Origin of the sequence: Halalkalibacter flavus, assembly GCF_036663575.1 — a bacterium.
Classification (GTDB): Bacteria; Bacillota; Bacilli; order Bacillales; family Bacillaceae_D; genus Halalkalibacter; species Halalkalibacter flavus.
Window position 1 is genome coordinate 34,573 of sequence record NZ_JAWRVK010000009.1, and the last position, 24,763, is coordinate 59,335.

General features: G+C 37.7%; 23 protein-coding genes. 21 read left to right on the plus strand and 2 right to left on the minus strand.

All coding sequences use genetic code 11. From position 1 onward, the window contains the following. The first annotated feature begins 20 nt into the window (after nt 1–20). The 3 genes from SAY88_RS08015 to SAY88_RS25940 all read left to right on the plus strand — a co-directional run bounded on the left by SAY88_RS08015 (nt 21) and on the right by SAY88_RS25940 (nt 1,437). Nucleotides 21–1,010 carry a sodium-dependent bicarbonate transport family permease gene (locus tag SAY88_RS08015; RefSeq protein ID WP_332630794.1) on the plus strand — a complete coding sequence of 330 codons (990 nt, stop codon included), beginning with the start codon at nt 21–23 and terminating at the stop codon, nt 1,008–1,010. 74 nt (nt 1,011–1,084) lie between these two features. Further along, complete coding sequence (locus tag SAY88_RS08020; RefSeq protein ID WP_332630795.1) at nt 1,085–1,198, plus strand: DNA-formamidopyrimidine glycosylase family protein; 114 nt, start codon at nt 1,085–1,087, stop codon at nt 1,196–1,198. 74 nt (nt 1,199–1,272) lie between these two features. Further along, nucleotides 1,273–1,437 carry a zinc finger domain-containing protein gene (locus tag SAY88_RS25940; RefSeq protein ID WP_431308849.1) on the plus strand — a complete coding sequence of 55 codons (165 nt, stop codon included), beginning with the start codon at nt 1,273–1,275 and terminating at the stop codon, nt 1,435–1,437. A 69-nt stretch (nt 1,438–1,506) separates the two neighbouring features. Here SAY88_RS25940 and SAY88_RS08025 read toward each other — a convergent pair whose 3' ends face one another. Next, nucleotides 1,507–1,701, minus strand: a complete 195-nt coding sequence (locus SAY88_RS08025) for a hypothetical protein (RefSeq protein WP_332630796.1) — start codon at nt 1,699–1,701, stop codon at nt 1,507–1,509. A gap of 225 nt (nt 1,702–1,926) precedes the next feature. Here SAY88_RS08025 and SAY88_RS08030 point away from each other — a divergent pair, with 225 nt between their 5' ends. The 5 genes from SAY88_RS08030 (at nt 1,927) to SAY88_RS08050 (ending at nt 7,432) form a co-directional block, all read left to right on the plus strand. Further along, entirely contained in the window at nt 1,927–2,835 is a 909-nt protein-coding gene (locus SAY88_RS08030) for an FAD binding domain-containing protein (protein WP_332630798.1), read from the plus strand. Continuing rightward, nucleotides 2,819–5,113, plus strand: coding sequence for a xanthine dehydrogenase subunit D (pucD, locus tag SAY88_RS08035; protein ID WP_332630800.1), 2,295 nt, complete (start codon nt 2,819–2,821; stop codon nt 5,111–5,113). The genes SAY88_RS08030 and pucD overlap by 17 nt, the downstream gene beginning before the upstream one ends. Further along, nucleotides 5,110–5,607: a (2Fe-2S)-binding protein gene (locus tag SAY88_RS08040; protein ID WP_332630801.1), complete on the plus strand. Its 498-nt coding sequence runs from the start codon at nt 5,110–5,112 to the stop codon at nt 5,605–5,607. The genes pucD and SAY88_RS08040 overlap by 4 nt, the downstream gene beginning before the upstream one ends. A 75-nt stretch (nt 5,608–5,682) precedes the next feature. After that, nucleotides 5,683–6,768, plus strand: a complete 1,086-nt coding sequence (locus tag SAY88_RS08045) for an XdhC family protein (protein WP_332630803.1) — start codon at nt 5,683–5,685, stop codon at nt 6,766–6,768. Nucleotides 6,769–6,802: 34 nt separating this feature from the next. Continuing rightward, nucleotides 6,803–7,432, plus strand: a complete 630-nt coding sequence (locus SAY88_RS08050) for a nucleotidyltransferase family protein (RefSeq protein ID WP_332630805.1) — start codon at nt 6,803–6,805, stop codon at nt 7,430–7,432. Nucleotides 7,433–7,448: 16 nt separating this feature from the next. Here the strand turns inward: SAY88_RS08050 and SAY88_RS08055 are convergent, their stop codons facing one another. After that, entirely contained in the window at nt 7,449–9,122 is a 1,674-nt protein-coding gene (locus SAY88_RS08055) for a PucR family transcriptional regulator (protein WP_332630807.1), read from the minus strand. 503 nt (nt 9,123–9,625) lie between these two features. Between SAY88_RS08055 and uraD the strand changes: the two genes are divergently transcribed. The 13 genes from uraD to SAY88_RS08120 all read left to right on the plus strand — a co-directional run bounded on the left by uraD (nt 9,626) and on the right by SAY88_RS08120 (nt 24,667). Continuing rightward, nucleotides 9,626–10,486, plus strand: a complete 861-nt coding sequence (gene uraD, locus SAY88_RS25945; protein WP_332630808.1) for a 2-oxo-4-hydroxy-4-carboxy-5-ureidoimidazoline decarboxylase — start codon at nt 9,626–9,628, stop codon at nt 10,484–10,486. 59 nt (nt 10,487–10,545) lie between these two features. Beyond that, entirely contained in the window at nt 10,546–11,562 is a 1,017-nt protein-coding gene (locus SAY88_RS08065) for an ABC transporter substrate-binding protein (protein ID WP_332630810.1), read from the plus strand. 277 nt (nt 11,563–11,839) lie between these two features. Continuing rightward, nucleotides 11,840–13,084, plus strand: a complete 1,245-nt coding sequence (locus SAY88_RS08070; RefSeq protein WP_332630811.1) for a Zn-dependent hydrolase — start codon at nt 11,840–11,842, stop codon at nt 13,082–13,084. A 28-nt stretch (nt 13,085–13,112) separates the two neighbouring features. Continuing rightward, complete coding sequence (locus tag SAY88_RS08075; protein WP_332630813.1) at nt 13,113–14,357, plus strand: pyridoxal-phosphate-dependent aminotransferase family protein; 1,245 nt, start codon at nt 13,113–13,115, stop codon at nt 14,355–14,357. A gap of 17 nt (nt 14,358–14,374) precedes the next feature. Beyond that, nucleotides 14,375–15,568, plus strand: coding sequence for an amidase (locus SAY88_RS08080; RefSeq protein ID WP_332630814.1), 1,194 nt, complete (start codon nt 14,375–14,377; stop codon nt 15,566–15,568). A 20-nt stretch (nt 15,569–15,588) separates the two neighbouring features. Beyond that, nucleotides 15,589–16,449 (plus strand): fumarylacetoacetate hydrolase family protein, encoded by an 861-nt coding sequence (locus tag SAY88_RS08085; RefSeq protein WP_332630815.1) that lies wholly within the window; start codon nt 15,589–15,591, stop codon nt 16,447–16,449. 396 nt (nt 16,450–16,845) lie between these two features. Beyond that, entirely contained in the window at nt 16,846–17,649 is an 804-nt protein-coding gene (locus SAY88_RS08090; protein WP_332630818.1) for a histidine kinase dimerization/phospho-acceptor domain-containing protein, read from the plus strand. 17 nt (nt 17,650–17,666) lie between these two features. Continuing rightward, a complete protein-coding gene (locus SAY88_RS08095; RefSeq protein ID WP_332630821.1) occupies nt 17,667–17,951 on the plus strand; it encodes a HAMP domain-containing sensor histidine kinase in 285 nt (94 codons plus the stop codon). A gap of 152 nt (nt 17,952–18,103) precedes the next feature. Continuing rightward, a complete protein-coding gene (locus SAY88_RS08100) occupies nt 18,104–19,828 on the plus strand; it encodes an ABC transporter ATP-binding protein (protein WP_332630824.1) in 1,725 nt (574 codons plus the stop codon). Beyond that, nucleotides 19,821–21,635, plus strand: coding sequence for an ABC transporter ATP-binding protein (locus SAY88_RS08105; RefSeq protein WP_332630826.1), 1,815 nt, complete (start codon nt 19,821–19,823; stop codon nt 21,633–21,635). The genes SAY88_RS08100 and SAY88_RS08105 overlap by 8 nt, the downstream gene beginning before the upstream one ends. Before the next feature lie 221 nt (nt 21,636–21,856). Continuing rightward, nucleotides 21,857–23,506, plus strand: a complete 1,650-nt coding sequence (ggt, locus tag SAY88_RS08110; RefSeq protein ID WP_332630827.1) for a gamma-glutamyltransferase — start codon at nt 21,857–21,859, stop codon at nt 23,504–23,506. Nucleotides 23,507–23,557: 51 nt separating this feature from the next. Next, nucleotides 23,558–24,133, plus strand: coding sequence for a chromate transporter (locus SAY88_RS08115; protein ID WP_332630828.1), 576 nt, complete (start codon nt 23,558–23,560; stop codon nt 24,131–24,133). Next, the gene (locus tag SAY88_RS08120) at nt 24,134–24,667 is read left to right on the plus strand and encodes a chromate transporter (protein ID WP_332630829.1); all 534 of its coding nucleotides are present in this window, start codon (nt 24,134–24,136) and stop codon (nt 24,665–24,667) included. The last annotated feature ends 96 nt before the right edge of the window (nt 24,668–24,763 follow it).

Genomic DNA, 24,763 nt, shown 5'->3' on the forward strand with positions numbered 1-24,763 from the left:
ACATGTATGGAGGTGTTGTCATGAATCAAATGATTGATATAGCGTATTCCAATCTATTATCACCGATGATCTTATTTTTTCTAATTGGAATTATTGCTGTTGTTGTTAACTCTGATTTAAAAGTTCCAACAGCGTTTTATACGGGGTATACTATGATTATTTTATTTACGATTGGGATTAAAGGAGGAGCTGAGCTTAGGTATGTCTCCTTAGTAGAGATGATCCCAACCATAATTGCAGCAGTGTTCTTAAGTATTTTGATGCTATATATTACGTATTTTCTAGTTCATAGATTATTTTCATACTCTGTATTAGATTCATGGGCCGTATCAGCTCATTACGGATCGGTTAGTGCGGTTACATTTATAGCTGGATTAGCTTTTTTAGATAAGATGGGGATCTTTTATGAGGCATATATGTCAGCTATTTTAGTGATTATGGAAGGACCAGCCATTATTTTGGCTATTATAATGTACAAGCTCTATTTGCAAAGACAAGGCACTGAGGAATCGAATCCGAATGCGAGTATCAAACATGTCGTAAAAGAAGCTTTCTTTGGAAAAAGTATTTTCTTGCTGCTGGGTGGTATTTTTATTGGTTTTGTCGCTCATGAAGATGGTCTCCTGCTAATCAAACCACTATTTGGAGATCTATTTTATGGTATTCTTTGTATTTTCTTATTACATATGGGGATGATTGCTACACAAAGTATTAAGCAAATGAAAAATATAAGAATCGTTTCTTTTTTGTTTGCATTTATTTTACCGGTTATTGGAGGGACGATAGGGATCCTGACAGGACAAGTGATTGGACTATCAATGGGAGGAGCTTTCATATTAGCTGTCTTAACAGGAAGCGCCTCCTATATCGCGGCACCAGCTGCGATAGCACAAGCGATTCCAGAGGCCAATTCAGGAATTTATTTAGGGTCAGCACTTGGTTTAACATTGCCGTTTAATTTGGTTTTCGGGATACCTTATTTTTATTGGGTTGCAATGTTTTTATATTAAGTTACTTAAGCATGTTTTTATTTCACGAACACAAATACTATCAGAATGATCAAAAGTAGAAAGGGGGAGCCTGTGTGCCGGAGTTACCAGAGATGGAAACGTACCGCCGTCTCCTTAGTAATAAAGTAATGGGACAAAAAATTACAGCTGTTGAAGTGAATAGGGAAAAGACCGTTAACATGATTTAACCGATCAGGATAAAAGTAAGCTTTATCAAAGTATCCAAGCTGTATTAAAGAGAGGGATTCAATTAGGTGGGTATATGGACGTCCCTGTATATAAGGAAGACCAATTGACTGGGGGCTATAATCAGCATTGTTATGTGTACGACCTTGAAGGGAAGCCATGCAAACGCTGTGGAAAGACAATTATAAAAGATGAGATTTCCTCCCGTAAAACGTTTTATTGTGACCGGTGTCAAAGTTGAATCAAGAAAAACATGCTCAGGTACTATTAGACCCAGCATGTTTTTGTTTTACATGATAAATAGTCGGATTTAAGCAAGTAAATTTGTTTGGTCAGCGATTGAGGTAACAATCTGCAATATGTGCTCAATTTTCTTAGAGGTATTGATTAGTTGTTTCATTTCAACCGAAATCTTTTTCATATTAGCTTGTGTATTCATCATAATCTCTTCTAGGTTTATTAGACGATTCTCTCCATTTTTTGATTCTTCTTCCGTGATTTCCATTTCAAAATATTTTAACTTTGTAAATAGTGAAAACTAAATGTGGTTTTAGGGAGGGCACTGAAAAAGGTATCAATCAACCTTTTTCAGTGCCCTCGGTTTCAGGGGGGATCTTTCAATTTTTCTCGTGAAATAATCTAACCAATTAGCTGTTTACAATGGAAATATCATACAAAATAAATACACAACTATATGCTACCTGTTAATTACAGAAAGAGGTGTCTAGACATGATTGAACCTAAAAAAATCTGGAGACCAAACAATGTGAAAGACGCATGGGAGATTCAAACTAATCTAAAACCAAGTGAGTATTGTTTTGTGTCTGGAGGAACGTGGCTTAGGACGCAGTGGGAAGCAGACCTTAAGGAAATGCCTTCGAATTTGATCAGCTTAGAGCAAATACATGAAATGAAAGAAGTAAAGGAGAGCCTTTCTTTCGGACGAAGAGAGATTTCAGTTGGTTCACAAGTTACGTTAGCGAACTGTATCAAACACCCTCTTCTTAGTGAATATCTTTCCCCTCTTGTGGAGGCTTGCCGACAAATTGCGGCTCCGTCTATTCGAAATGTAGCAACCATTGGTGGAAATATCTATACGGCTTCAGGTGATACCATACCTGCATTTTTAATCCACAATGCAAGGATGCACTGGTTTAATGGGAAACAGATGGAGACTGAGTTAATGGAAGAGTGGTTGATTGGGTTACAGGCAAACGAATGGAGAAGAGACCAACGTATTCTAATTGATATTTCCGTAGAGATTGATGAACGATCCAACGATGATTTTTCTTTTTTTCAAAAAGTAGGTAGACGAGAAACGTTTACGGCTTCGCTTGTCACAGTTGCCGGTAAAGGAAAGATCAACAAGGAAGGGACATTTCAAGAGGTTTCATTAGCAGCTGGTGGGGGGCCTATTCCATTAAGGCTCTCACATACGGAGAGCGAGCTTCAGAATACAGAGGGATCTGAGGATTTATTTGAAACGATCTTTCCAATGATTACGAAAGAATTTAATGCAACATCAGATCCTTTTGCAACGAGTAATTACAAAAAAACAACGGTTGCAAATCTCATTATTAGCGAATTGTTTGAACAATGGGATGGAAATGGAGGTGTTTCGAATGTGGCTGGATCGTAGTTCGAGCGGTGAAAAGTGGAAAGTAAGACCAGATGGAGAAGAGAAAGTTACAGGCAAACTGCGGTATTTAACCGATATGACGTTTCCGGATATGCTCTATGGAAGAGTGTTAAGAAGTACAGTTCCGCATGCACGAATTCTTTCGATCGATACATCTGTCGCTCTTGAATATCCTGGTGTTATTGCTGTATTAACTCACCGTGATATTCCAGGTTTAAATGGATTTGGAATCAGTATCCCAGATCAGCCAGTATTTTGTGATGCCCTTGTTCGTTTTGAGGGAGACGCCATCGCAGCTGTTGCAGCAATGACAGAAGAAATTGCAGAAAAGGCTTTATCCCTTATTAAAGTTGATTATGAACCACTTCAAACATTAGACACTCCAGAACTTGCACTTCAACCTACAGCTCCCAAATTGCACAAAGACGGCAATATTCTACATCAAACGGACTATCAGAGAGGCGATATAAATGAAGGGTTTAAGCAATGTACTTATGTGATTGAAGAGACCTATATAACTCCAAGGCAAATGCATACGTACTTAGAAACAGAGGGGGGGATTTTTGTTCCAAGTCAGGAGGGAAGATTAACAGTTTACGCTCCGACACAACATGGGTACAAAGACAGAATGCAGCTCGCGAGAATATTAGCTTGTGAGGAAGAGCAGATTCGTGTGATTTCAAGCCCGATAGGAGGATCATTTGGAGGAAAAGATGAATTGAATGTACAACCGTATGGGGCATTGCTCGCTCTTTATTGTCATCAGCCAGTGAAGATGCATTATTCAAGATGGGAATCTGTAAAAGCTGGGTTAAAACGGCACCCTATGGAAATCACTATGAAAACGGGAGTGAACGCAGATGGCGAAATAATTGCCCATCAAGTTCAAATTCTCTCTGACACGGGGGCTTACTCTACATTAGGAGGTCCTGTTCTGAACTTTGCTACTGAACATGCAGTAGGTCCTTATCAAATTCCTCATGTAGATGTAAAGGGTAAGGCTGTTTATACAAATAACGGAATATCGGGAGAGTTTCGTGGGTTTGGTGGAAATCAAGTTATTTTTGCTCTAGAAGGTCAGCTTGATCGATTGGCAGAGAAATTGAAGATAGACCCTTGGGAATTGCGAAAAAAGAACTTAAGAAAGCTGAATGATCTTGGGCCAATGGGACAGCGGGTTGTACCGACAAATGGACCAGAGCAAGTATGGGAAGCTGTTAAACACTCACCTCTTTGGGAAAAAAAGAAGACACAATCGAATTTTTCGAAGCCTTGGATAAAACGCGGCATAGGAGCGGCACTAGCTATGCATGGTTCAGGGTTAGGATACGGTATTCCTGATCACGCAGGCGGACTTATCCGATTGAATAAGGAAGGAAAAATTGAGGTTGCTTTCGGTCACGAGGAGTTTGGGCAAGGTTTATTAGGAACATTGGAAATTTTGTTACAAGATCATTTTTGTTGCGATAAGGATGATCTCAGTATTGTGATTGGAGACACCGATCTTGTTCCACCAAGTGGGTCATCGACAGCTTCGAGAACAACCAATGTGGTTTGGCAAGCTTTGAACCGTCTAAAAGGCCCTTTTTTAGAAGCTTTGTTTACAAAAGTGAACGAATTAACAGGGTGCCCGGTGGAAACATTGAAAACAGGTCCAGGGGGCATTTGGGCAGACGTTAATGAAGAAGAGGAGCTAGTCATTACTTATAGTGAACTAGGTAAAAATGGAGTCGCTGAACTAGAATGTTCAACTGATTTTCACTTTCCTGTTACACCGGATCCATTCACGGGTGGGCACTATCTTTATACGAGTACGTCTGTTATTGCGGAGGTTGAAGTAAATCTACTAACGGGAACGGTTAAAGTAATTAGGATGGATCACGCTGTTGCGGCTGGACCAGTAATTAATCCTATGGGGTATGTAGGACAGATTGAAGGCGGTAGCGTCATGGCGCTTGGGTTTACTCTATCGGAGGACGCTATGATGAATGATGGTAAATACGTGACGCAGAACTTAGATACGTATTTAGTTCCAACTATTTTTGATGTACCAGAAGAACAGTATGTTCATGCAATTGAAGAGTTACCGGATGGTGATTCTTTTGGCCCTCGAGGTGTAGGTGAGGTTGGTTCAGTTGCTCTAGCTCCTGCTATTGTTTCAGCAATAAAAGAGGCAACAGGCATTTGGGTAACAAAACTACCAGTTAATCGGGAGCTGCTACAAAAAACACCTTTTCTAACCCTGTGGGGAGAGGGAGTAGAGGAGGGAACAAAATGAGTCAAAAGGGGAACCGGATTAGAGTTGAGAAAGAAACGGAGTATTTACTATCTTTTGAATTAAATGGAGAGTCAGTAGAAATACCGGTTGATCCCTCTCGTCGCTTGGTAGATATTATCAGGACAGATCTAGATTTAACAGGGACAAAGATTTCGTGTGAGATTGGTAGATGTGGTGCGTGTATGGTTCTTGTTAATGGAAAGCAACAAAATTCATGTTTAACGATGGCTTACCAGTGTGATGGCAAGAAGATACAGACAATTGAAGGTATTAGCACAGATAGAATTGACCCTGTTCAACAAGCCTTTTTAGAAGAAGGTGGATTTCAATGTGGCTATTGTACTCCAGGAATGATAGTTTCATTGAAAGCTTTATTAAAGGAGAATCCGAAAGCGACAATGGAAGATTTAAAAGAAGGATTATCAGGAAACCTTTGTCGATGTACAGGGTACGGAGGTATTTATAGAGTGTTACGAAGATTAACAGATAAATAATCAAACAAGTAATTGAGGGGGCACTGAAAAAGGCGATTTTCACGTTTTTAGTGCCAAATTGAAAGGATGTTTGTAATGAAGGGACTATATGAGTATTTAACAATTATAAAACAACATCCTAATCAAACTTGTGCATTAGCAACTGTTATCCAAGTCGAGGGTTCTAGCTATCGTCATGAAGGAGCAAAAATGCTTTTTTTAGAAAATGGGATACAATATGGTCTGATTAGTGGTGGTTGTCTTGAAGAAGACTTACGGATTCGTGCTAATGGCGTAATTTCCAAGAAGAAACCAGAAACAATTACGTATGATCTACAATCGGAGGATGATTTAGGATGGGGACAAGGGGCTGGATGTAACGGTAAGATAAAGGTGTTATTAGAGCCTATCGATTGGAAAGGAACAGGAACAAATGGAGAAAGCTCTTGGGGGGCTGTTTTTGAAGCTTTTAAAATGGGTGAAGATGTCATTTCTATACGTGAGTTTACTGGAGAAAAAATAGGAAGTCGGCTTTTTTTTACTAAGGAAGGAAAGATATTAGGTCAAACTCCTTTAGAAATGGAACGTTTATTATGTAGAGATGCTATTCGTTTTTATCAAGAGGAGCGTATTTTTGACTATCAGATGAACCTTGAGTTAAATACACAATTTTTATTTGAATTACACGAGTCAAAGGATATGATTTATATTTTTGGTGCAGGACCTGATGTTGAACCCGTTGTGAAAAGAGCGGCTGAATTTGATTTCTTACCAATTGTTATAGACCCAAGGGAAAGTAGATGTCGGTCTGAATTTTTCCCTGACGCGGCCCAATGCATTCAAGCACACCCTGAACACTTTTTGGCGAGCCATTCATTCCTATTAAATAGCTATGTATTAATTATGACTCACAGCTTCGCTAGAGATAAAGCAATCCTCTCGTTCTTTAGCAGACATCATCCAAAGTATGTAGGGATTTTAGGGCCTAGAAGACGGACGGAGCGACTCCTGCATCCAATGCAAGTGCCAGAATGGATTCACTCACCTATTGGAATAGATATTGACGCAGAGGGCGCAGAAGAAATTAGTCTTAGTATAGTCGGTGAGTTAATTAAAGTGAGAAACAAAAAGCGGGTGTTGAATAAACATCGTAAGCTGAAAGCTAATAAAACCAAGTTTTAAAGAGACTATTCATTAGAGATCAGGGGCGATTGGTGTGGTTGACCATAAAGTATGTGCTGTTATTTTAGCGGCAGGAACTTCTTCTCGGATGGGAGCTGCGAAACAACTATTAAGAATCAAGGATAAAAAATTGTTGGAGTACGTCCTTGAACTTGTTTTAGAGCATTCGTTTGAAAAGGTCATTGTTGTTTTAGGGCATAAGGCTAAAGAAATCAAAGAGGGTATTGACTGTGCGTCAACACGAGTATGTTGGGTCTATAATCCTGACTATAGACTTGGCCAAAGTACATCTTTTGTAACAGCAATCGACCATATTGATTCTCCGTTTCAATCAGTCATGTTTTTTTTAGGTGACCAGCCTTTTATTGAGAGTGAAACGGTTTCTACCGTTTTAGAGGAGGGGAGGAGCCGAGTACGAGAGGGATCTGCTCCTTTTGTCATCCGGCCTATCTATGACGAGAAGCCAGGTCACCCTATTTATTGGGGGAACTTCAAGAAAATTGATTTTTCCACACTGACAGGTGATACAGGAGGGAGAGGGTTGTTACAATTTGTTGAAAAAGTAAATTTCGTTGTAAAGGATAGAGGTATCCTCTTTGATATTGACACTTTAGAAGATTATCAAAGAGCATTACAATGGGTGTCTCAAAAGGTTTATTTTTGACCTTTTGAGACACCCATTATAGTACTTGTTTCTCAATTTTATTATTGAAAAAGGAGCGAATAAATAAGGCAGTTCTTAAAGTGAGGGTTTCATCAGACCCTTTTATCTCAAGACCTAGTATTTCTTCACACTTTTTAATTCGATAAATGACTGTGTTCCGATGAATATACATAATCTTAGCTGTCTCAGAAATTTGGCAATTGTGATTTAAGAAGACGGCAAGGGTTTGGACTAGATCTTCTTTTTCTTTATCTTTCGGATAAGCTAATTCTCGTAAAGTCGATCGATAAAACTCCTTTAACTTTTGAGAGGGTATTGTTTTAAAAATTTCTGCTAGCTCTTTAATACGATACGTTTTAATAAACCTTTTTTTGTTTTCGCGGTAACCTGCTCGTAGTGCATCGACTGCTTCTTGAAAAGCCGTGGGGATATCAGAAATATTTTCTGTGTAATTACTAATTCCAAATGACATAGACGAGTCGATCGCCTGGTATAAATCAGATTGTAAGTCAGTGATCGATTCTAATACATTTTTTTCGCTATCGTCATTATAGAATTCAAAGCCTAATAATGTTGTAAATAAATCTCCTTTTGTAAAAACAATACAGTTTTCAAATTTATTCGTTAATACTGATTCAAAAAGCTCGTAAATGCGATCTCTACGTAAGCTAATCTCTTTTTCTGTTTGTAAAGGGTGAGAATTTTGATAGAGTTCTGAAGCGTCATCCATCTTACAAGTAATACAAATGTACTGGAAAGATTTATTTAATTGATAGGTTTTTCCTCGATTAATAATTTCCTCTTCATTTGGGATAGCGCCATCGACTAAGTCGGCAAAAAAATCATTTTTTAACCTGCGCGAATGTTGTTCGAGTGCATGTAGTTTCATAAATTCAAAGGAAATGACATTGGCTGCTTGTTCAACAGCGAGTGTAAAAAAAGATTCACTTGATAACGTTGTACCAAAAATTATAATATACCCTTTTTGTTGATTGGTTGTATTAATTGGATAAATTGAAACTTCTGTAAATTCGTTATTTCCCTCTTCGTTTGGGATGGTTAATACTTTGTACGTATCTAAACTCTCATGATGGATCTTTTCGTGAATGTGCCAATAAATATCAAAGAAGACTTCCTTATCAATATCGTGTGAATAGGCCATAATATCTAGTCTGTAATTCAGTAGAATAACAGGTAAGCTTAAAATTGTTGCTAAACTTTCGATGATATTTGAAAACCCCCCCCCTGACACAACGATATCGGTAAACTCTCGATGGATAGTGAGTGCGTAATTTAATTCATGTGTTCGCTCTTTTAATATGCATCCTAATGCCTCATTTAACATTTCACCCAGTGAGTAATTAAGAGGAATTTCAATAATGGGGAAATCCAATGCATTGGCTTGATCAATTACTTCAGTAGGAATTTCATCAATGAAGCGTTTTGTCTTTAGTCCGAGTCCTGCGCAACCTTGATTAGCCATTTGCGTTACTAACTCTACTAGTGCATTAGGGTTATTCTTTATTGAGTAGGCGGTTGTCAATAGTAGCTGTTCATCGTTTAAATAATCAATAATATCAGGAGCATCCATAAGGTTGACGGATTGAACGTTTTTTGTTAAACCTTTTTCTCCGGCTACAACCGTAGCTTCTTTAAAAGTTGGTAAGTTTAATATGTCTAATAACCTCATTGTAGTTCCTCCTCGCATAAAAAACTTTCATTGTGAACAATGTACAAGAAAATCAGTAGTTCCGAAACTTCTTCGTTAGGTTTTCTAACGGAAATAATCTTTTAGTTAGTTATTTCATACAAAATAGGTGGGAGTTACATTAGTGCTGGGTGAATAATCACCTAACTGGAAAGTAAGGTAAATAAGATATAAAGTTATTTGATATTAGTGATTTTAACAGTCATTTTTTCTAACATGCTGAATGGACTGAGGGAAGTTATGAAAGTGCAGGGCAGTCATATTGAGAAAGTGGCGAAATACAGGTTTTTTATAATTTTTCATTACTAAGTAGTGATTAATTTTGTTTGAAATTATTGTCGTTTTTTTCGTTTTGATTAGGCTATTTGAACAAAGTTACTGTATGTTTTAGGTTAAGGTAAACGATGACTAAGAAGCTTTAACGGTTTATGATATGGCTACAACAAAGTGGTGTCATAATTAGGTTACAAATAGGAAAGCGGGTGTTGAAGATTAAAATCTCAATGGAAAAGGTTAATAAAATGGATCAATCACAATTTATTAACATTGTAGGTGCTGTGTTTGAACATTCACCTTGGGTTGCTGAAAAGTCGTGGAATGCCCATCCGTTTGTTAATCTCGAGCAAATGTACAATCATATGATTGAGGAAATGCATGGCGCTACTACTGCTTTGAAACTGTCTCTTTTAAGAGCCCATCCAGATTTAGGTACGAGATTAGAGGTTTCTGAATCCTCTAGAGATGAACAAAAAAACGCCGGACTCAGTCAGTTATCAGAACAAGAATTTGAAGAGTTTTCTATGTTAAATAAAGATTACATTAATAAATTTGGATTCCCTTTTATTATGGCGGTAAAGGGTCAAAGTAAGAAAGCGATAAAAAGCAATATGAAAGCTCGAATTCATAATAGCTATGAAGAGGAATTTGAAACAGCTCTTCAACAAGTAAGTAAGATCGCTAGATTTAGATTGTGGGATTTAATTTTAGAAAAGGAGTTGGGCAAGCTTACGACACATGTCTTGGATATAAGTACTGGAAAGCCTGCTCAAAATGTTGTAATTGAGCTTTGGAAAAGGAATAATGACAATCACTTTGTGAAAATCGGACAATCTCGTACAAACTCAGATGGTAGAGTACCTGAGCCGCTCTTAGAAGCAAATGAGATGAAAAAGGGAACCTACCAGATCCGGTTTAATGTTGGTGATTATTATCGTTCCAAGCTAGAGAAAGAGCCTTATTTCTTAGAAATTGTGCCGATTCAGTTTGTTATTACAAAAGAAAATGAACATTACCACGTTCCATTACTGATCGCACCAGGTGGATATAGTACATATAGAGGTAGCTAGTAGCTTCTACTATGAAAAGGTTTTTTATAAAAAAGATATTATTTGAGAGGGGTTAAATTATGATGATTCTGAAGAGAGCGTACAAAGCAAAGTTGGTAATAGTTACTACACTCATTCTCTTATTGCTTGTGGCTTGTGGTGGGCAAGAATCAGGCGGAGGAAGCACGGATGGAGAAGATTCTGACTCAGCTGAATCAGTAAAACTAGTATTAAACTGGTTTCCGAAAAGTCAACATGGTGGTGTATTTGCTGCACAAGAAGAAGGAATATTTGCTGAACATAACTTAAATGTTGAGATTGAAGCAGGCGGTCCCCAAGTTTCTTCAATTCAAATTGTGGCATCAGGGAATGCACAATTTGGCTTAGCTCATGCAGATCAAATAGTGATTGCTAGGAATGAAGGAATTGAACTTGTTACATTAGCGACAGCTATGCAAAATAGTCCGGCTGCTTTAATGTTCCACGAAGGTGAAGATATTACTGAATTTGAAGATATGAATGGGAGAACTGCTTACATTCAACCAGGTATTCCATATTGGGATTTTTTAATGAATAAATATGATTTAAGTGGAGTTACTGAAATGAGTTATACCGGACAACACGTGAATTTCATTGAGGACCTTGAGTCTGTCAGTCAGGCTTTTGTCACTTCAGAACCGTTTTTCTTAGATAAGGAAGGAATTAAGACTGAAACGATACTAGTGTCTGAATCGGGCTTTGATCCATATAATGTCGTGTTATTTGCTTCGAAGGATTATATTGAGAATAATGAAGAAACCGTTCAAAACTTTGTTACATCTTTTGTGGAAGGGTGGAATATATATAAAGAATCCCCTTATGAAGTCAATGAAGTTATTCATGAAGTGAATCCTGATCTTGCTTTTGAAGATTTAGAATTTGAGACGGATTCACAAAAGGATTTTGTTTATGGTGGCGATGCCGAAGAACACGGTTTTGGTTACATGTCTGAGGAACGTTGGCAATTACTAATTGATCAACTATTTGAATTAGGTTTATTAGAAAAGCAGTTTGATGCAAATGAAATCTATACAATTGAATATCTGCCGTCTAACTAATTATAAAGTTTGAAGGGGTTCAAGGAGGTCGAGTTACCTTCTTGAACCCTTTTTTATTTAAAGCTGTTTTAAAATGCAAGGGTAGAAGATCTTACATACCAAATGGTACATATACCAATTCATCTTGTTGTCATATGAGGAAATGCATCAAATGGTTGGTTAATATGAATAATAAACTAGTTTATTATTAGATATTTTGAACAATGACTAACCCTCTTCCATTATCTACAATGAAAACAATTAGAACTGGGATTTTACAAGGAGGGATTGATTCTAGATGATTATTATAAATCCAATAAATCAACAACGGTTATGGAAGACGATTCAGGAACTAGGTAAGATCGGTGCTGGTTCAAATGTCACTGAAGAAGGTGTGACAAGACTGGCTCTTAGCTTAGAAGATTTAGAGGCAAGAAAATATGTAATCCAATTAATGGAGGAGTCAGGCTTAGACGTTCGGGTGGACTCTGTTGGAAATATTATTGGGAAGTTAGAAGGGAAGGACAAGAACGCGCCAGTAGTGATGACTGGGTCTCATGTGGATACTGTTTATCAAGGTGGTTTGTTTGATGGAGCTCTAGGGGTTTTAGGAGGAATTGAAGCTGTTCGCTCCATAAAGGAATTAGGAATTGAACTCACCCATTCTATTGAGGTCGTATCTTTTACAGATGAAGAAGGGGCTCGGTTTGGAACTGGATATATCGGCAGTAAGGCAATGACTGGTTATTTAGACGAAGCTACACTCAATTTAAAAGATGCAAATGGAATAACTTATTCTGAGGCACTTAGGCAAGCTGGCTTTGATGCTACGCAGTATAAATTAGCGATTCGAAAACCTGAAGAAATAAAAGCATACTTAGAAATGCATATTGAACAAGGGAAAGTACTTGAAGAACACGAATTAGCAGTTGGTGTTGTTACAACTATTCAAGGACCTGTTTGGTTAGAGGTTACCCTAAATGGTCACCCAGATCATGCAGGTGCTACTCCGATGAATATGAGAAAAGATGCCTCGCTCGCAATGGCGGAAGTGATGCTTGAAGTGGAACGAATTTCAACCAATTACGAAGGGGTCGGTACGGTGGGAAAAACACATGTCGAGCCTGGTGGAGTGAATATTATTCCGGGAAGAGCCGTATTTTCAATTGATTTAAGACATGGTGACAAAGAGTTACGTTCGAAAATGGTTGATGAAGTAACAAAGGCGATTAATGAAATTTGCGAGAGAAGAGACATAATTGCAGAGATTGATATGAAAAAAGCAGTTGATCCAGCCACTTGCTCCGAATCAATTGTTGGTATGCTTGAAGACTCATGTGCTGAGTTAAATATTTCGACTATGAAACTACCATGTGGAGCGGGCCATGATTCACTAATGATGACAAAAGTGACCGAAATGGGCATGATTTTTGTTCGTTCGAAAGATGGAATTAGTCATAATCCAAAGGAATGGACAGATGAAGAAGATTGTGTCATTGGTACACAAGTCTTGTTACAGGCATTAATAAAATTAGCAAAATAATAGTTGAACATAATGGGGGGAAGAGAATATGCAACTATCTAATAGATTACAAGTTCCGGCTAGAACAATTATGACACCTGGACCGGTAGAGGTCGATCCAAAGGTATTGCAAGCAATGTCCTCATCTATTTTAGGGCAATTTGATCCAAGTTTTACATCTTTAATGAATGAAACAATGATTCAATTACGAAAAGTATTGCAAACCGAAAATCATTGGGCATTTCCGGTGGATGGTACATCACGAGCAGGGATTGAAGCAATGCTTTGCAGTGTCCTAGAAGAAGGAGATAAAGTTCTCATCCCTTCTTTTGGAAGATTTGGTGGTTTGTTAACTGAAATTGCAGAACGCTGCGGGGCGGAGATTCATGCTATTCATTGTGACTGGGGAAGTGTGTTTGACCCAGAGGAGGTTATCTTTGAGATTAAAAAGGTACGTCCAAAAGTGGTAGCAATGGTTCATGGCGACACATCTACGGGAAGAATGCAGCCTTTAGAGGAAATAGGCCTTGCTTGTCGCGAATTGGATGTTTTACTTATTGTTGATGCTGTTGCAACAGTGGCAGGGACAGAAGTGAAAACAGATGAATGGAAAATTGATGGATTGATCACAGGTACACAGAAATGCTTATCTGTACCTGCAGGGATGGCACCATTAACATACAATGATCGAATTGAAGCCATCTTATTAGAGAGAAAGTCTATTGAAAAAGGACTTGTAACGAACCAACAAGCTTCCAACAATCATAGAAAGATCCGTAGCAACTACTTAGACCTAAGTCAATTACAAGACTATTGGAGTCCTGCAAGACTAAACCATCATACAGAAGCTACGACGATGTTATATGGATTATATGAAGGATTACGTTTAATTCTTGAAGAAGGGTTAGAGGAACGTTTCAAGCGACACCGTCTAAATGAAAGAGCATTGGTCAGAGGAATTGAAGCGATGGGGCTTTCTCTCTTTGGAGACAATAATCATAAATTACCGACTGTTACATGTGTTAACATTCCAGAAGGTGTTGATGGCGATTCAGTTAGATCCATGTTGTTGGGAGAATTTGGCATTGAGATTGCAAGTTCTTTCGGTCCCCTTCACGGAAAAATTTGGAGAATTGGGACGATGGGTTACAGTTGCCAGCAGCGAAATGTTTTACTAACACTAGCCTCACTAGAAGCAGTGTTGTTGCGTCATAAAGTGAAACTGAATGTTGGGGAAGGCGTTCAAGCTGCGCTAGATGTTTACCAAAACAAAGAACGAATCAAGAATGTGTAATCGAAGGAGAGGGTATCGTGAAGGATCGTTTTAATGCGTTTATTGATGAGAATGTCATTGCAACACCAGTGAAAACAGGAAACCTCTCAGGGCGTACCTTTGCTGTAAAGGATGTATTTGATATTGAGGGAGTAACTTCAAGTGTTGGAAATCCAGATTGGCTACGCACACATTCCCCGGCAAAAAAGAACGCTTCCTCTATAGACCAGTTGTTACAAGAAGGTGCTACGTTACAAGGTACGACGATTACCGATGAGTTGATGTATAGTTTAAACGGAGAGAATTTTCACTACGGGACACCGATAAACCCGAAAGCACCAGAGCATATTCCTGGAGGTTCTTCAAGTGGATCAGCGGTTGCGGCTTCATCAGGAGTCGTAGATTTTGCATTAGGGACAGATACTGGTGGTTCCGTTCGCATCCCAGCAGCATATTGTGGGATTTACGGATTTCGGCCAACTCATGGGCTCGTGTCAATTGATGGTGTTATTCCACTTGCTGAGAGTTTTGACACAGTTGGATGGATGACAGCTGATCCCCAATTATTAGTAGAAGTAGGGTGTGTCCTAATCAAAGAGGACAGGTCTTTTAAAGAAGATAAACCTTTTACGAAGCTCTTATTTGGTACTGATGCTTGGGATTTGGCTGATGAGAGAAGTAAGCAAGTTCTAGTAACGTATAAAGAAAAACTGAAAAAATTATTCAAATCAGAATGGCTTACGATTGCAGAAGAGGGTTTACAAAGGTGGGCAAGCTGCTTTAGAACACTTCAAGGATTAGAGATATGGAAAAACCATGGTGAATGGATAAATGAAGTGAATCCAAGCTTTGGACCGGATATTGCTGCTAGATTTGACTGGGCAAGTACATTAAGAGAAGAAGATAAGCCAGAAAATCTAAGATTAAAAGAAACTATTTCTACAAAGCTGTTAGAAGTGTTAGGAGACGACCAATTACTTATCATCCCAACAACACCTGGGGAAGCTCCTCTTTGTAATTTGTCAGGTGAAGAGATCGAAAAGCGCCGTTCACAAACAATGCAGCTGTCTTGTATTGCTGGGCTTGCCGGTTTTCCACAAGTGACCATTCCAATTGAGGGGAAAGAAGGAATGCCCATTGCCCTTTCAATCATTGCTGGCCCAAATCAGGATAGACGCTTATTGCAATGGGTTTATAAGAATATAAGCCTTTTTGCATCAGCATATAAATAATTGATAGATAGGTGATGATCATGAGACTCGCCACAGTAAAAAAAGACAGCAAAGAAGTTGCTGGAATTGTGACTGATAAGGGAATCGTTTTAATAGAGGATATTAATGAACAAGAACAGAAAAGCTGGGCTTCTTCTATTTTCAAGCTTATTGAGTTAGGTGAACTTGGCGAAGTGAGAGAGTGGTATCGTAATGGAGGACCAAAACGGATAAAGAAAGAACTCTTCCTCTCTAAAAAGGAAGTTACATATGCTCCCTTATACCGTTGTCCTCATAAAATTTGGGGAATAGGAATGAATTATGTAACGGTAAGGTCGGAGCTAGGTGGATTGGAAACGTCAGATCCTGTCTTTTTTATGAAGCCTGATACTAGTATTATTGGTGACAACGATGCAATTGAAATCCCTTTTCAATCAAAAAGGACAACTGCAGAAGCGGAACTAGCTATTATTATCGGAAAGAAATGTAAAAACGTACCTGAAGAAGAGGTTCAAGATGTCATTGTTGGTTATACAACAGCAGTAGATGTAACTGCTGCAGACATACACGCGGAAAACCCTCGATTTATCCAAAGGGCAAAAAGCTTTGATACATTTTTTGGATTTGGTCCAGTGCTGCGAACAAAGGACGAAGTGGAAAACATAGAGTCGTTACAAGTTGCAACAATGCTAAATGGTAGCACCGTACACGAAAACAAAGTGAAAAATATGATTTGCTCACCAGCTTACATTGTTTCCTTTTTGTCACAAGTGACAACTCTGTTACCAGGAGATATCATTATGACTGGTACACCTGGAGCTGCGGTGATTCGTCAAGGGGATGTCGTTGAATGCAAGATTTCAGGTTTTGAGTCTTTAAGTAATAAAGTGGTACAAGTGTAATAAGGGAGAGAAGGTTTGAGTCAGCCTTCTTTTTTTTTAGAAGAAAAGGGGAAGAGTGTTTTGTGAAAAGAATAAAGGGGTATAGTAAGTTGTGAAAAGTTAGGAAGTAAAGGTAACTGATTGAATTATTCTTAAGAGTATGCTAGTATTCTAGATGATTGCTGTCTAGCTGTCAGCGTTCACCGAAATGAATAATGGTTAATTACTTAGTTTAGAATACATAATGAATATTGAATGGTAAATGAAAGAATATATACATAGTATAGAAGTCTTATTCATGGCCTAACTTTTCACTCTTGGTGAAGGTTAGGTCTTTTTTTGTTTTTATTTTGGTAGTCATCACACTGGTTGTTAGTACTTTATTAATGTTTATTACAGGTAATTAAAAGTCCTTTTATGCAAGTAGTGATTATGAGTATTGTTCTGTTGATCGCTGTTTTTTGTGTACAAAAGATAATCAAAATAAAGAGTATTAGCAATAAGAACGAAGAGTTGATAATTGAGCTTCTTCCAATACCGATTATTCTTGTTGAAAACGATAAAATCCAATATGTAAATAGAGCTGGATTGTCTATGTTTGAAGCAACAGAGGTTCGATTAAATGGAAAATTCATTTCAAACTATGTTGTTATTAATAGCGAGAGCGAGGAGGGAGAGAATGCTGATGGAAGTCAGAGCAAGATAGGGAAACTTATAGTAAAGGGAAAAACAATTGATGTAGAAGTCTTTCGAAAGCCGTTACCCACTCTGTTAGGTGATACTTATTTCTTACTAGTTAGAGACATAAGTGAACAAAAGGAAAATCAATCAAAATTACAGCATTTTGAACAATTATCGTTATTAGGTGAACTTGCTGCAGGGATTGCCCATGAAATACGAAACCCAATTACAAGTTTAAAAGGATTTTTACAGTTGATAGATAGTACCGATACGAAATCTACTCCGTATACGAAAATAATGCTATCTGAGATCGAGCGTATTAATATGATTGTGAGTGAGTTACTGTTTTTAGGAAAACCAAAGGAATTATCGATAAAAAAACATAACCTCTTTAAAATAATTGAGATGGTCGTTACTTTAACAAAAACGCAAGCAATCATTTACAATATTGATATCGAACTTCAAATGGAAACGGCCCTAAAGAAGGAAATGGTACAGTGTGACGAGAGTAAATTAAAGCAAGTCTTTATCAAATATTAAGAAATGCAATAGAAGCAATGAAGTATGAAGGAATCATTACTATTAATGTTTCAAGAAAACATGATTTCATTGAAGTTGCTATTATTGATCAAGGAAAAGGAATTGCAAAAGAGAAGTTAGACAACATTGGAAAACATTTTTATACAACAAAGGAAAATGGAACAGGACTTGGATTAATGATAAGCAATCATATTATTGAAGAGCATGGCGGTAGCTTAAGTCTTGAAAGCGAAGAAGGAAAGGGAACCACAGTTCAAATAAGCTTACCTACCTGTAGTCACATAAAGGCGACCCAAAATTAGCATTTTTTTGGCTATCGATTTATTTGTGCAATATGTTATTTTGAATCGTCTAATAATTCTAACTAAATATTAGTTGAATAGTACAAAATAAGCTATAATTAACTATATTATTTCGAATTGCGAAAATTAATAGATACATGGGGGATGTTTGTGTGTCCAACGTATTTGGTTTTTTAAGACCGTATAAACTTCCGATTAGCATAGCGTTGTTCTTAATGCTAATTGAACTTTTTGTGGAGCTGCTTCACCCATTATTGTTAGCTAAAATAATCGACGATGGAATATTACAAGAGGACTTTGCTGTAATAATACGCTGGGGCAGCATTATGGTGGCTTTGTCTTTTCTTGCTTTTGTAGCGGGAGTTATTAACTCCTTTTATGCGGCTCATGTAAGTCAAAGTACAGGGTTTGATTTGCGTTCAGGGCTTTATAGTAAGATTCAAAAGTTTACCTTTTCTCAGTTGCAAAGGTTTGAGACATCATCATTAATAACAAGACTGACGAATGATGTAACACAAATTCAAAATACGATATTCATGAGTTTACGGATCATGATGCGAGCTCCTTTGTTAATCATTGGTGGTACCATTATGGCATTTTTCATTAATGTTAAGCTAGCTCTTATTCTAGCTGTGGCAATTCCGGTTATTGTGATGTTTTTAATTTGGATGATGAAAAAAGGAGAGGCCCTTTTCAAGCTCGTCCAAGCGAAATTAGATGCTGTGAACCATGTCCTGCGGGAAAACCTCACTGCAATGAGGCTAGTAAAGGTGTTTGTCCGTCATAATCATGAGAATAATCGGTTCAAAAAGAGCAATGAAGCATTGATGGAAAAAACAATGTCGGCACTCAGGCTAATGGAAATTGCGATGCCAGTATTGTTGTTTCTTATGAATGTTGGCATTATGGCCATTCTATGGTTTGGAACATTTGAGGTTAATTCAGGAGGAGCTCAAGTAGGGGAAGTTGTTGCGATTGTAAACTATGCAACTCGTATCACTTCAGCTTTAACCGTATTTTCAATGATTATTATTGTCTTTTCGAGAGCGCGTGCATCAGCTGAGCGGATTACTAAAGTGTTAGAACATGGAGAAGAACAGCGAGGAAACGCAGGTGAGTATTCTGAGAAACGAATAAATGGTTCAATAGAATTTGAACATGTTGGTTTTTCGTATCCTACTACACGAGGGAAGGTATTACACGATCTCTCTTTTCAAGCAAATGCAGGTGAAATGTTAGCAATTTTAGGGGCAACGGGTTCTGGAAAAACAACGTTATTTCAACTCATTCCGAAGTTGTATGAAGCAAGTGAAGGTAGAATTTTTATAGATGAGTTGGATATAAAGAATATCAATCCTGAACAGTTGCGCCGTCAAATTGGCTATGTTCCTCAAGACGTATTTTTATTTTCGGGTACGGTACGGGAGAACATTCAATGGGGGAACGAAGAGGCAACATTAGAAGAAATAGTCGAAGCTTGTAAACACGCTCAAATTCATAATGTGATTGAAAAACTACCATACCAATATGAGACGAAAATAGGACAAAAAGGTGTGAATTTATCTGGTGGTCAGAAGCAGAGGTTGTCTATTGCTAGAGCGCTAGTGCGTAGGCCTAAAATATTACTATTAGATGATTGTACGAGTGCCTTAGATGTGAAAACGGAGGCTAGTTTTCTAGAAGCTTTGAAAAACTACTCATGCACTACGTTAATGATTACACAAAAAATAAGCTCTGCCATGAAGGCTGATAATATTATTTTACTACAAGAAGGTCAATTGATAGCCGAAGGAGATCATGAACAATTACAGAAAGAATCAGAGCTTTATAGGGGAATACTTCAATCTCAGATGAGAGAGGAGGAGCTAAATGTCTAATCAACTGACGAGACCTTTCCGGTATAATAGGATTCCCTTACCCGATTCTGATAGAAAAACGGAAGAAACAATAGTAAAAACAAAACCGAAAAATTGGAAAAGTACAATTAAACGAATTTGGAATTATCTTGCTGTTCATAAAAAATACATCGTTCTTGTCATATTAATGATTGTTCTCAGTTCAGCATTAAGTTTATTAGGACCTTTCCTCGTTGGGATGGCTATTGATGACTTTTTAGTAAGTCATGATGTGAATGGGTTGTACCAACTATTAATCTTCTTATTTTTTATTTATGTTTTCTATTCAATTAGTATATGGCTACAAAATTTTTGGATGATAGGAGTAGCTCAAAAGACGATTTATGCAATGAGGTTGAAATTATTTACTCGTCTTCAAAAGCTGCCAATTTCCTATTTAGATAAACGCCAACATGGTGAACTCATGAGTAGGCTGACAAATGATATGGAAAATGTCAGTACAACGTTAAATAGTTCTGTCATCCAAATCTTCTCAAGTATTTTGACCTTTGTAGGGATTATTGTTGTGATGGTTTGGTTAAGTCCTATTTTAACAGTCATTACATTGGTTGTTGTTCCTCTAATGGTATTTGGGATGAAGTGGATAACGCGAAGAACAAGTCTATTTTTCAAAGAGCAGCAAAAGCACTTAGGAGAAGTTAATGGATATATTGAAGAAACCATCTCTGGTCAGAGAATTGTTAAAGCTTTTTCTAAGGAAGAATATGTAGTAGATGCTTTCAAAGGGAAAAGTGAACGCTTGAGGGGAGCGGGGTTTTGGGCTCAAACGTATTCCGGCTTTATTCCAAAGTTAATGAATGTTTTAAATAATATGAGCTTTGCTTTTATTGCCGGAATAGGCGGGATCCTAGCATTTAATAATTTAATTACAATTGGGGTCATTGTGATTTTCGCTGAGTATTCCAGGCAATTCACGCGTCCACTAAATGATCTTGCTAATCAGTTTAATACATTATTATCTGCCGTAGCAGGTGCAGAAAGAGTGTTTGAAGTCATTGATGAGGAAGAAGAAAGAGACAAAGTCAATGCCCGTGAATTGTCTGAAATAAAAGGAAATGTCTCGTTTGAGAATGTATCTTTTTCATATGAGGACGATCAAAACACCATTTCTAATGTCAGCTTTAAGGTGAATGAGGGTGAAACCGTTGCCGTAGTCGGTCCTACGGGAGCGGGTAAAACGACAATCATTAATTTACTTTCCAAATTTTATGAACCAGTAAGTGGAGCGATTACAGTCGATGGGTATGATATTACTGAAGTGAAATTTGGGAGTTTACGGAAGCATCTTGGCTTTGTTCTTCAAGATACGCACTTGTTTCAAGGGTCAATTAGAGAAAACGTTCGTTATGGTAGACTTGATGCAAGTGATGAGGAAGTAGAAGAAGCAGCGAAGCAGGCAAATGCTCATTCATTTATTACGTCCTTATCAAACGGATACGAAACGGTATTAGATCAAGATGGCAGTGGAATTAGTCAAGGACAAAAACAGCTTTTATCGATTGCGAGAGTCATGCTTGCCAATCCATCGATGTTAATTTTAGATGAAGCGACTAGTAGCATAGATACCATTACTGAAATTAAAATACAAGAAGCACTTCGAAGGTTAATGAAAGGTCGAACGAGTTTTGTGATTGCTCACCGGTTGAATACGATTAAAGAAGCGAATCAGATTATTGTTTTAAAAGAAGGAAAACTCTTTGAACAGGGATCACATGACCAATTACTCTCTGAAAGGGGATATTATTATGATATGTATAGTCGCTCATAAAGGGAGAGGTCCTCGTAACTGAAGTCAAAGAAAACGATTCAAAATAAAAGGGTTGTTCCAGTGGAACAACCCCTTTTTTGATAACTAACGGAATTGAAAATTGAGTAAAATAACCTTTTTGTTTTAAAAAGTTAAAAAATAATTTCTTTTTGTTTGAAAAAGTTCTTAAAATAATTTACAAAAGATATTATAATGGTAATGGAGAGGAAGGGTGGTAAATTATGAGCAAGAATGATCAAGCTTATCGAGCAACGACAATGGGGCCAAATGGAATGATTACAACCCCTCACTACTTAGCATCCCAAGCGGGAATGAACGTCCTGCAAAATGGAGGAAACGCAATTGAAGCAGCCATTGCAGCTGCATCAACTATTTCCGTCGTTTATCCACATATGAATAGCATTGGCGGTGATAATTTTTGGTTGATTTACAATGCGAAAACAAACAAAGTAGAAGCTCTTAATAGCAGTGGTCGTTCAGGAGAAAATGCTTCAATCTCTTGTTATAAAGAAAAAGGATATAATAAAATACCTTCTCGTGGTTATTTGTCCGCAAATACAGTGCCAGGTGCTGTTGCTGGATGGGATGAAGCCTATCGTTATGCTAAAGATCACTTCAGTTGTACATATTCCTGGGAAGACTTACTACAAGCGGCGATTTCTTATGCACAAAATGGATTTGCAGTCACTCCTAGTCAAGAGCACTGGACGAATGTAAACATTAACGAAGAAGATAGTGAGTTTAGATACTTACATCGATTTAATGAGTTTAAGAGGACATTCCTCAAGCCTGATGGTTCTTTATATAAAAGAGGGGAAGTGATGAAACAACCAGACTTGGCCAATACACTTGAATTGATTGCTTCTGAAGGGAGCAAAGTGTTTTACGAGGGAGAGATTGCAAGGAAGATTGTTGAGGACCTCCAAGCTAATGGTGGTTTGTTAACCGTTAATGATTTTAAAAATCACCGTTCCAATTGGGTCGATCCGATTAGTGTCGATTATAAAGGATATACGGCGTATAATTTGCCTCCAAATACACAAGGGATGGCATCATTATCGATTTTGAATATATTAAATAACTTTGACTTCTCCACAATTGAAGAAGGTTCTAAAGAATATTATCATTTGTTAATTGAAGCTACGAAACTAGCATTCAAAGATCGAGATCAATGGTTGACAGATCCTGATTTTGTTGATATTCCTCTAGATGATTTGTTATCAAAATCACATGGGATGGAGCTTGCTCACCAAATTAATAGCAACTTCTCCAAGGAGATGGAAAAAAAGTTAGACCCAAAAGGAGACACAGTTTGGTTTGGAGTGGTCGACAAAGAGGGAAATGCTGTTTCATTTATTCAAAGTATCTATCATGATTTTGGTTCTGGAATTATTCCAAAACAAACAGGTATACTTCTGCAAAATAGAGGAAGCTTCTTCTCTTTAGATGAAAACAATGTGAACTCATTAGAGCCTAACAAAAGAACATTCCATACGTTAAATCCAGCCATGCTTCTTAAAGAGAACTCTTCTTATCTTGTTTATGGAACGATGGGAGGCGAGGGACAGCCACAAACACAAGCTGCATTGGTCACAAGAATTGTTGATTATCAATTTGATGTTCAAGCAGCGATTGAAGCGCCGAGATGGTTATATGGTCGAACATGGGGAGCTAGTTCGAATAATTTAAAAGTCGAATCGAGAGTCCCAAATGAAATCATTCAAGCTCTTGAAGGTGTTGGGCATGATATAGAAGTAGTGGAGGAATTTACTGATGTTATGGGGCATGCAGGAGCTATCCTTATAGATGATCATAACGTAAAACGAGGTGGAGCAGACCCAAGGGGAGACGGTTTGGCTCTTGGTTATTAAAGTCAATCTCGGGAATAGGATAGAACATTTTTTGTTTAAGGTGGGAGTCATTTGAAAACTCATATAAATCTTTTTATTGCATTTTTTAGATCAGGTATTTTAGGATTTGGTGGTGGTCCATCTGCGATTCCGCTTGTACATAAAGAAGTGGTCACAACGTTTAAGTGGATGAACGATGATGAATTTAGTGATGTTTTAGCTTTAGGGAATACGTTACCAGGTCCAATTAACACGAAAATGGCTGGGTATATTGGTTATCACGTTGCTGGAGTATTAGGAATGATTAATGCAGTGCTTTCATCAATCGTGCCATCCATTTTAATGATGATCGTATTATTAACGACGTTGACCACATTTAAAGATCAACCATGGGTTGTTGGAATGACTAGGGGTGTGATCCCAATTGTTGTAGTAATGATGGCGGTTCTCACTTGGGACTTCTTTAAAAAGTCAAATCAGGGTCTCGGTTGGAAAATTAGCGTTACTCTTCTTTTGGTTAGTTTTTTATTAATCGAATTAGTACATATTCATCCAGGAATCGTTATTGCCCTTTTACTCGCTTATGCATTGTTAAAGCCTAATAAGCAGAAAAATGAAGAAATAGAAAGGCAGAAAGGGACGAATTAAATGATATATTGGGAACTGTTTCTAGCTTTTTTTATTCCGGGAATACTCGGTTATGGTGGTGGCCCAGCATCCATTCCGTTAGTTGAATATGAAGTAGTTGCGAAATATCAATGGATGACCGTTGAGGAATTTAGTGAAGTACTGGCATTAGGTAATGCGTTGCCAGGGCCAATCGCTACAAAAATGGCTGGCTATATTGGGTATGAGGTTGGCGGTGTGTTTGGAGCTGTTGTTGGGGTCTTTGCAACGGTTGCGCCTTCACTAATTTTAATGATTGCTCTTTTAGGGCTTTTGTATAAATTTAAAGACTCTCCAAAAGTTAAAAATATGACAGCGCTGGTGCGTCCGACAATAGCCATTTTATTAGGAGTTTTGACATATCGTTTCTTAGAAAGCTCTTACGTTGGAGCAGGAATATGGCATACCCTCTTCTTAATAATTGCTAGCTTCTTATTACTAGAGAAGTGGAAAGTTCACCCTGCTTTTGTCATCGTTGGTGGCTTAGGATATGGAGCGATCTTTTTAAGTTTTTAATTGCTTAGAGGACATTGAAAAAGGTAAAGATCAACCTTTTTCAATGTCCTCTGTTGTTTCTGAGATAAAGAAGGGTTTTTTTCTTGTTATCTTGAA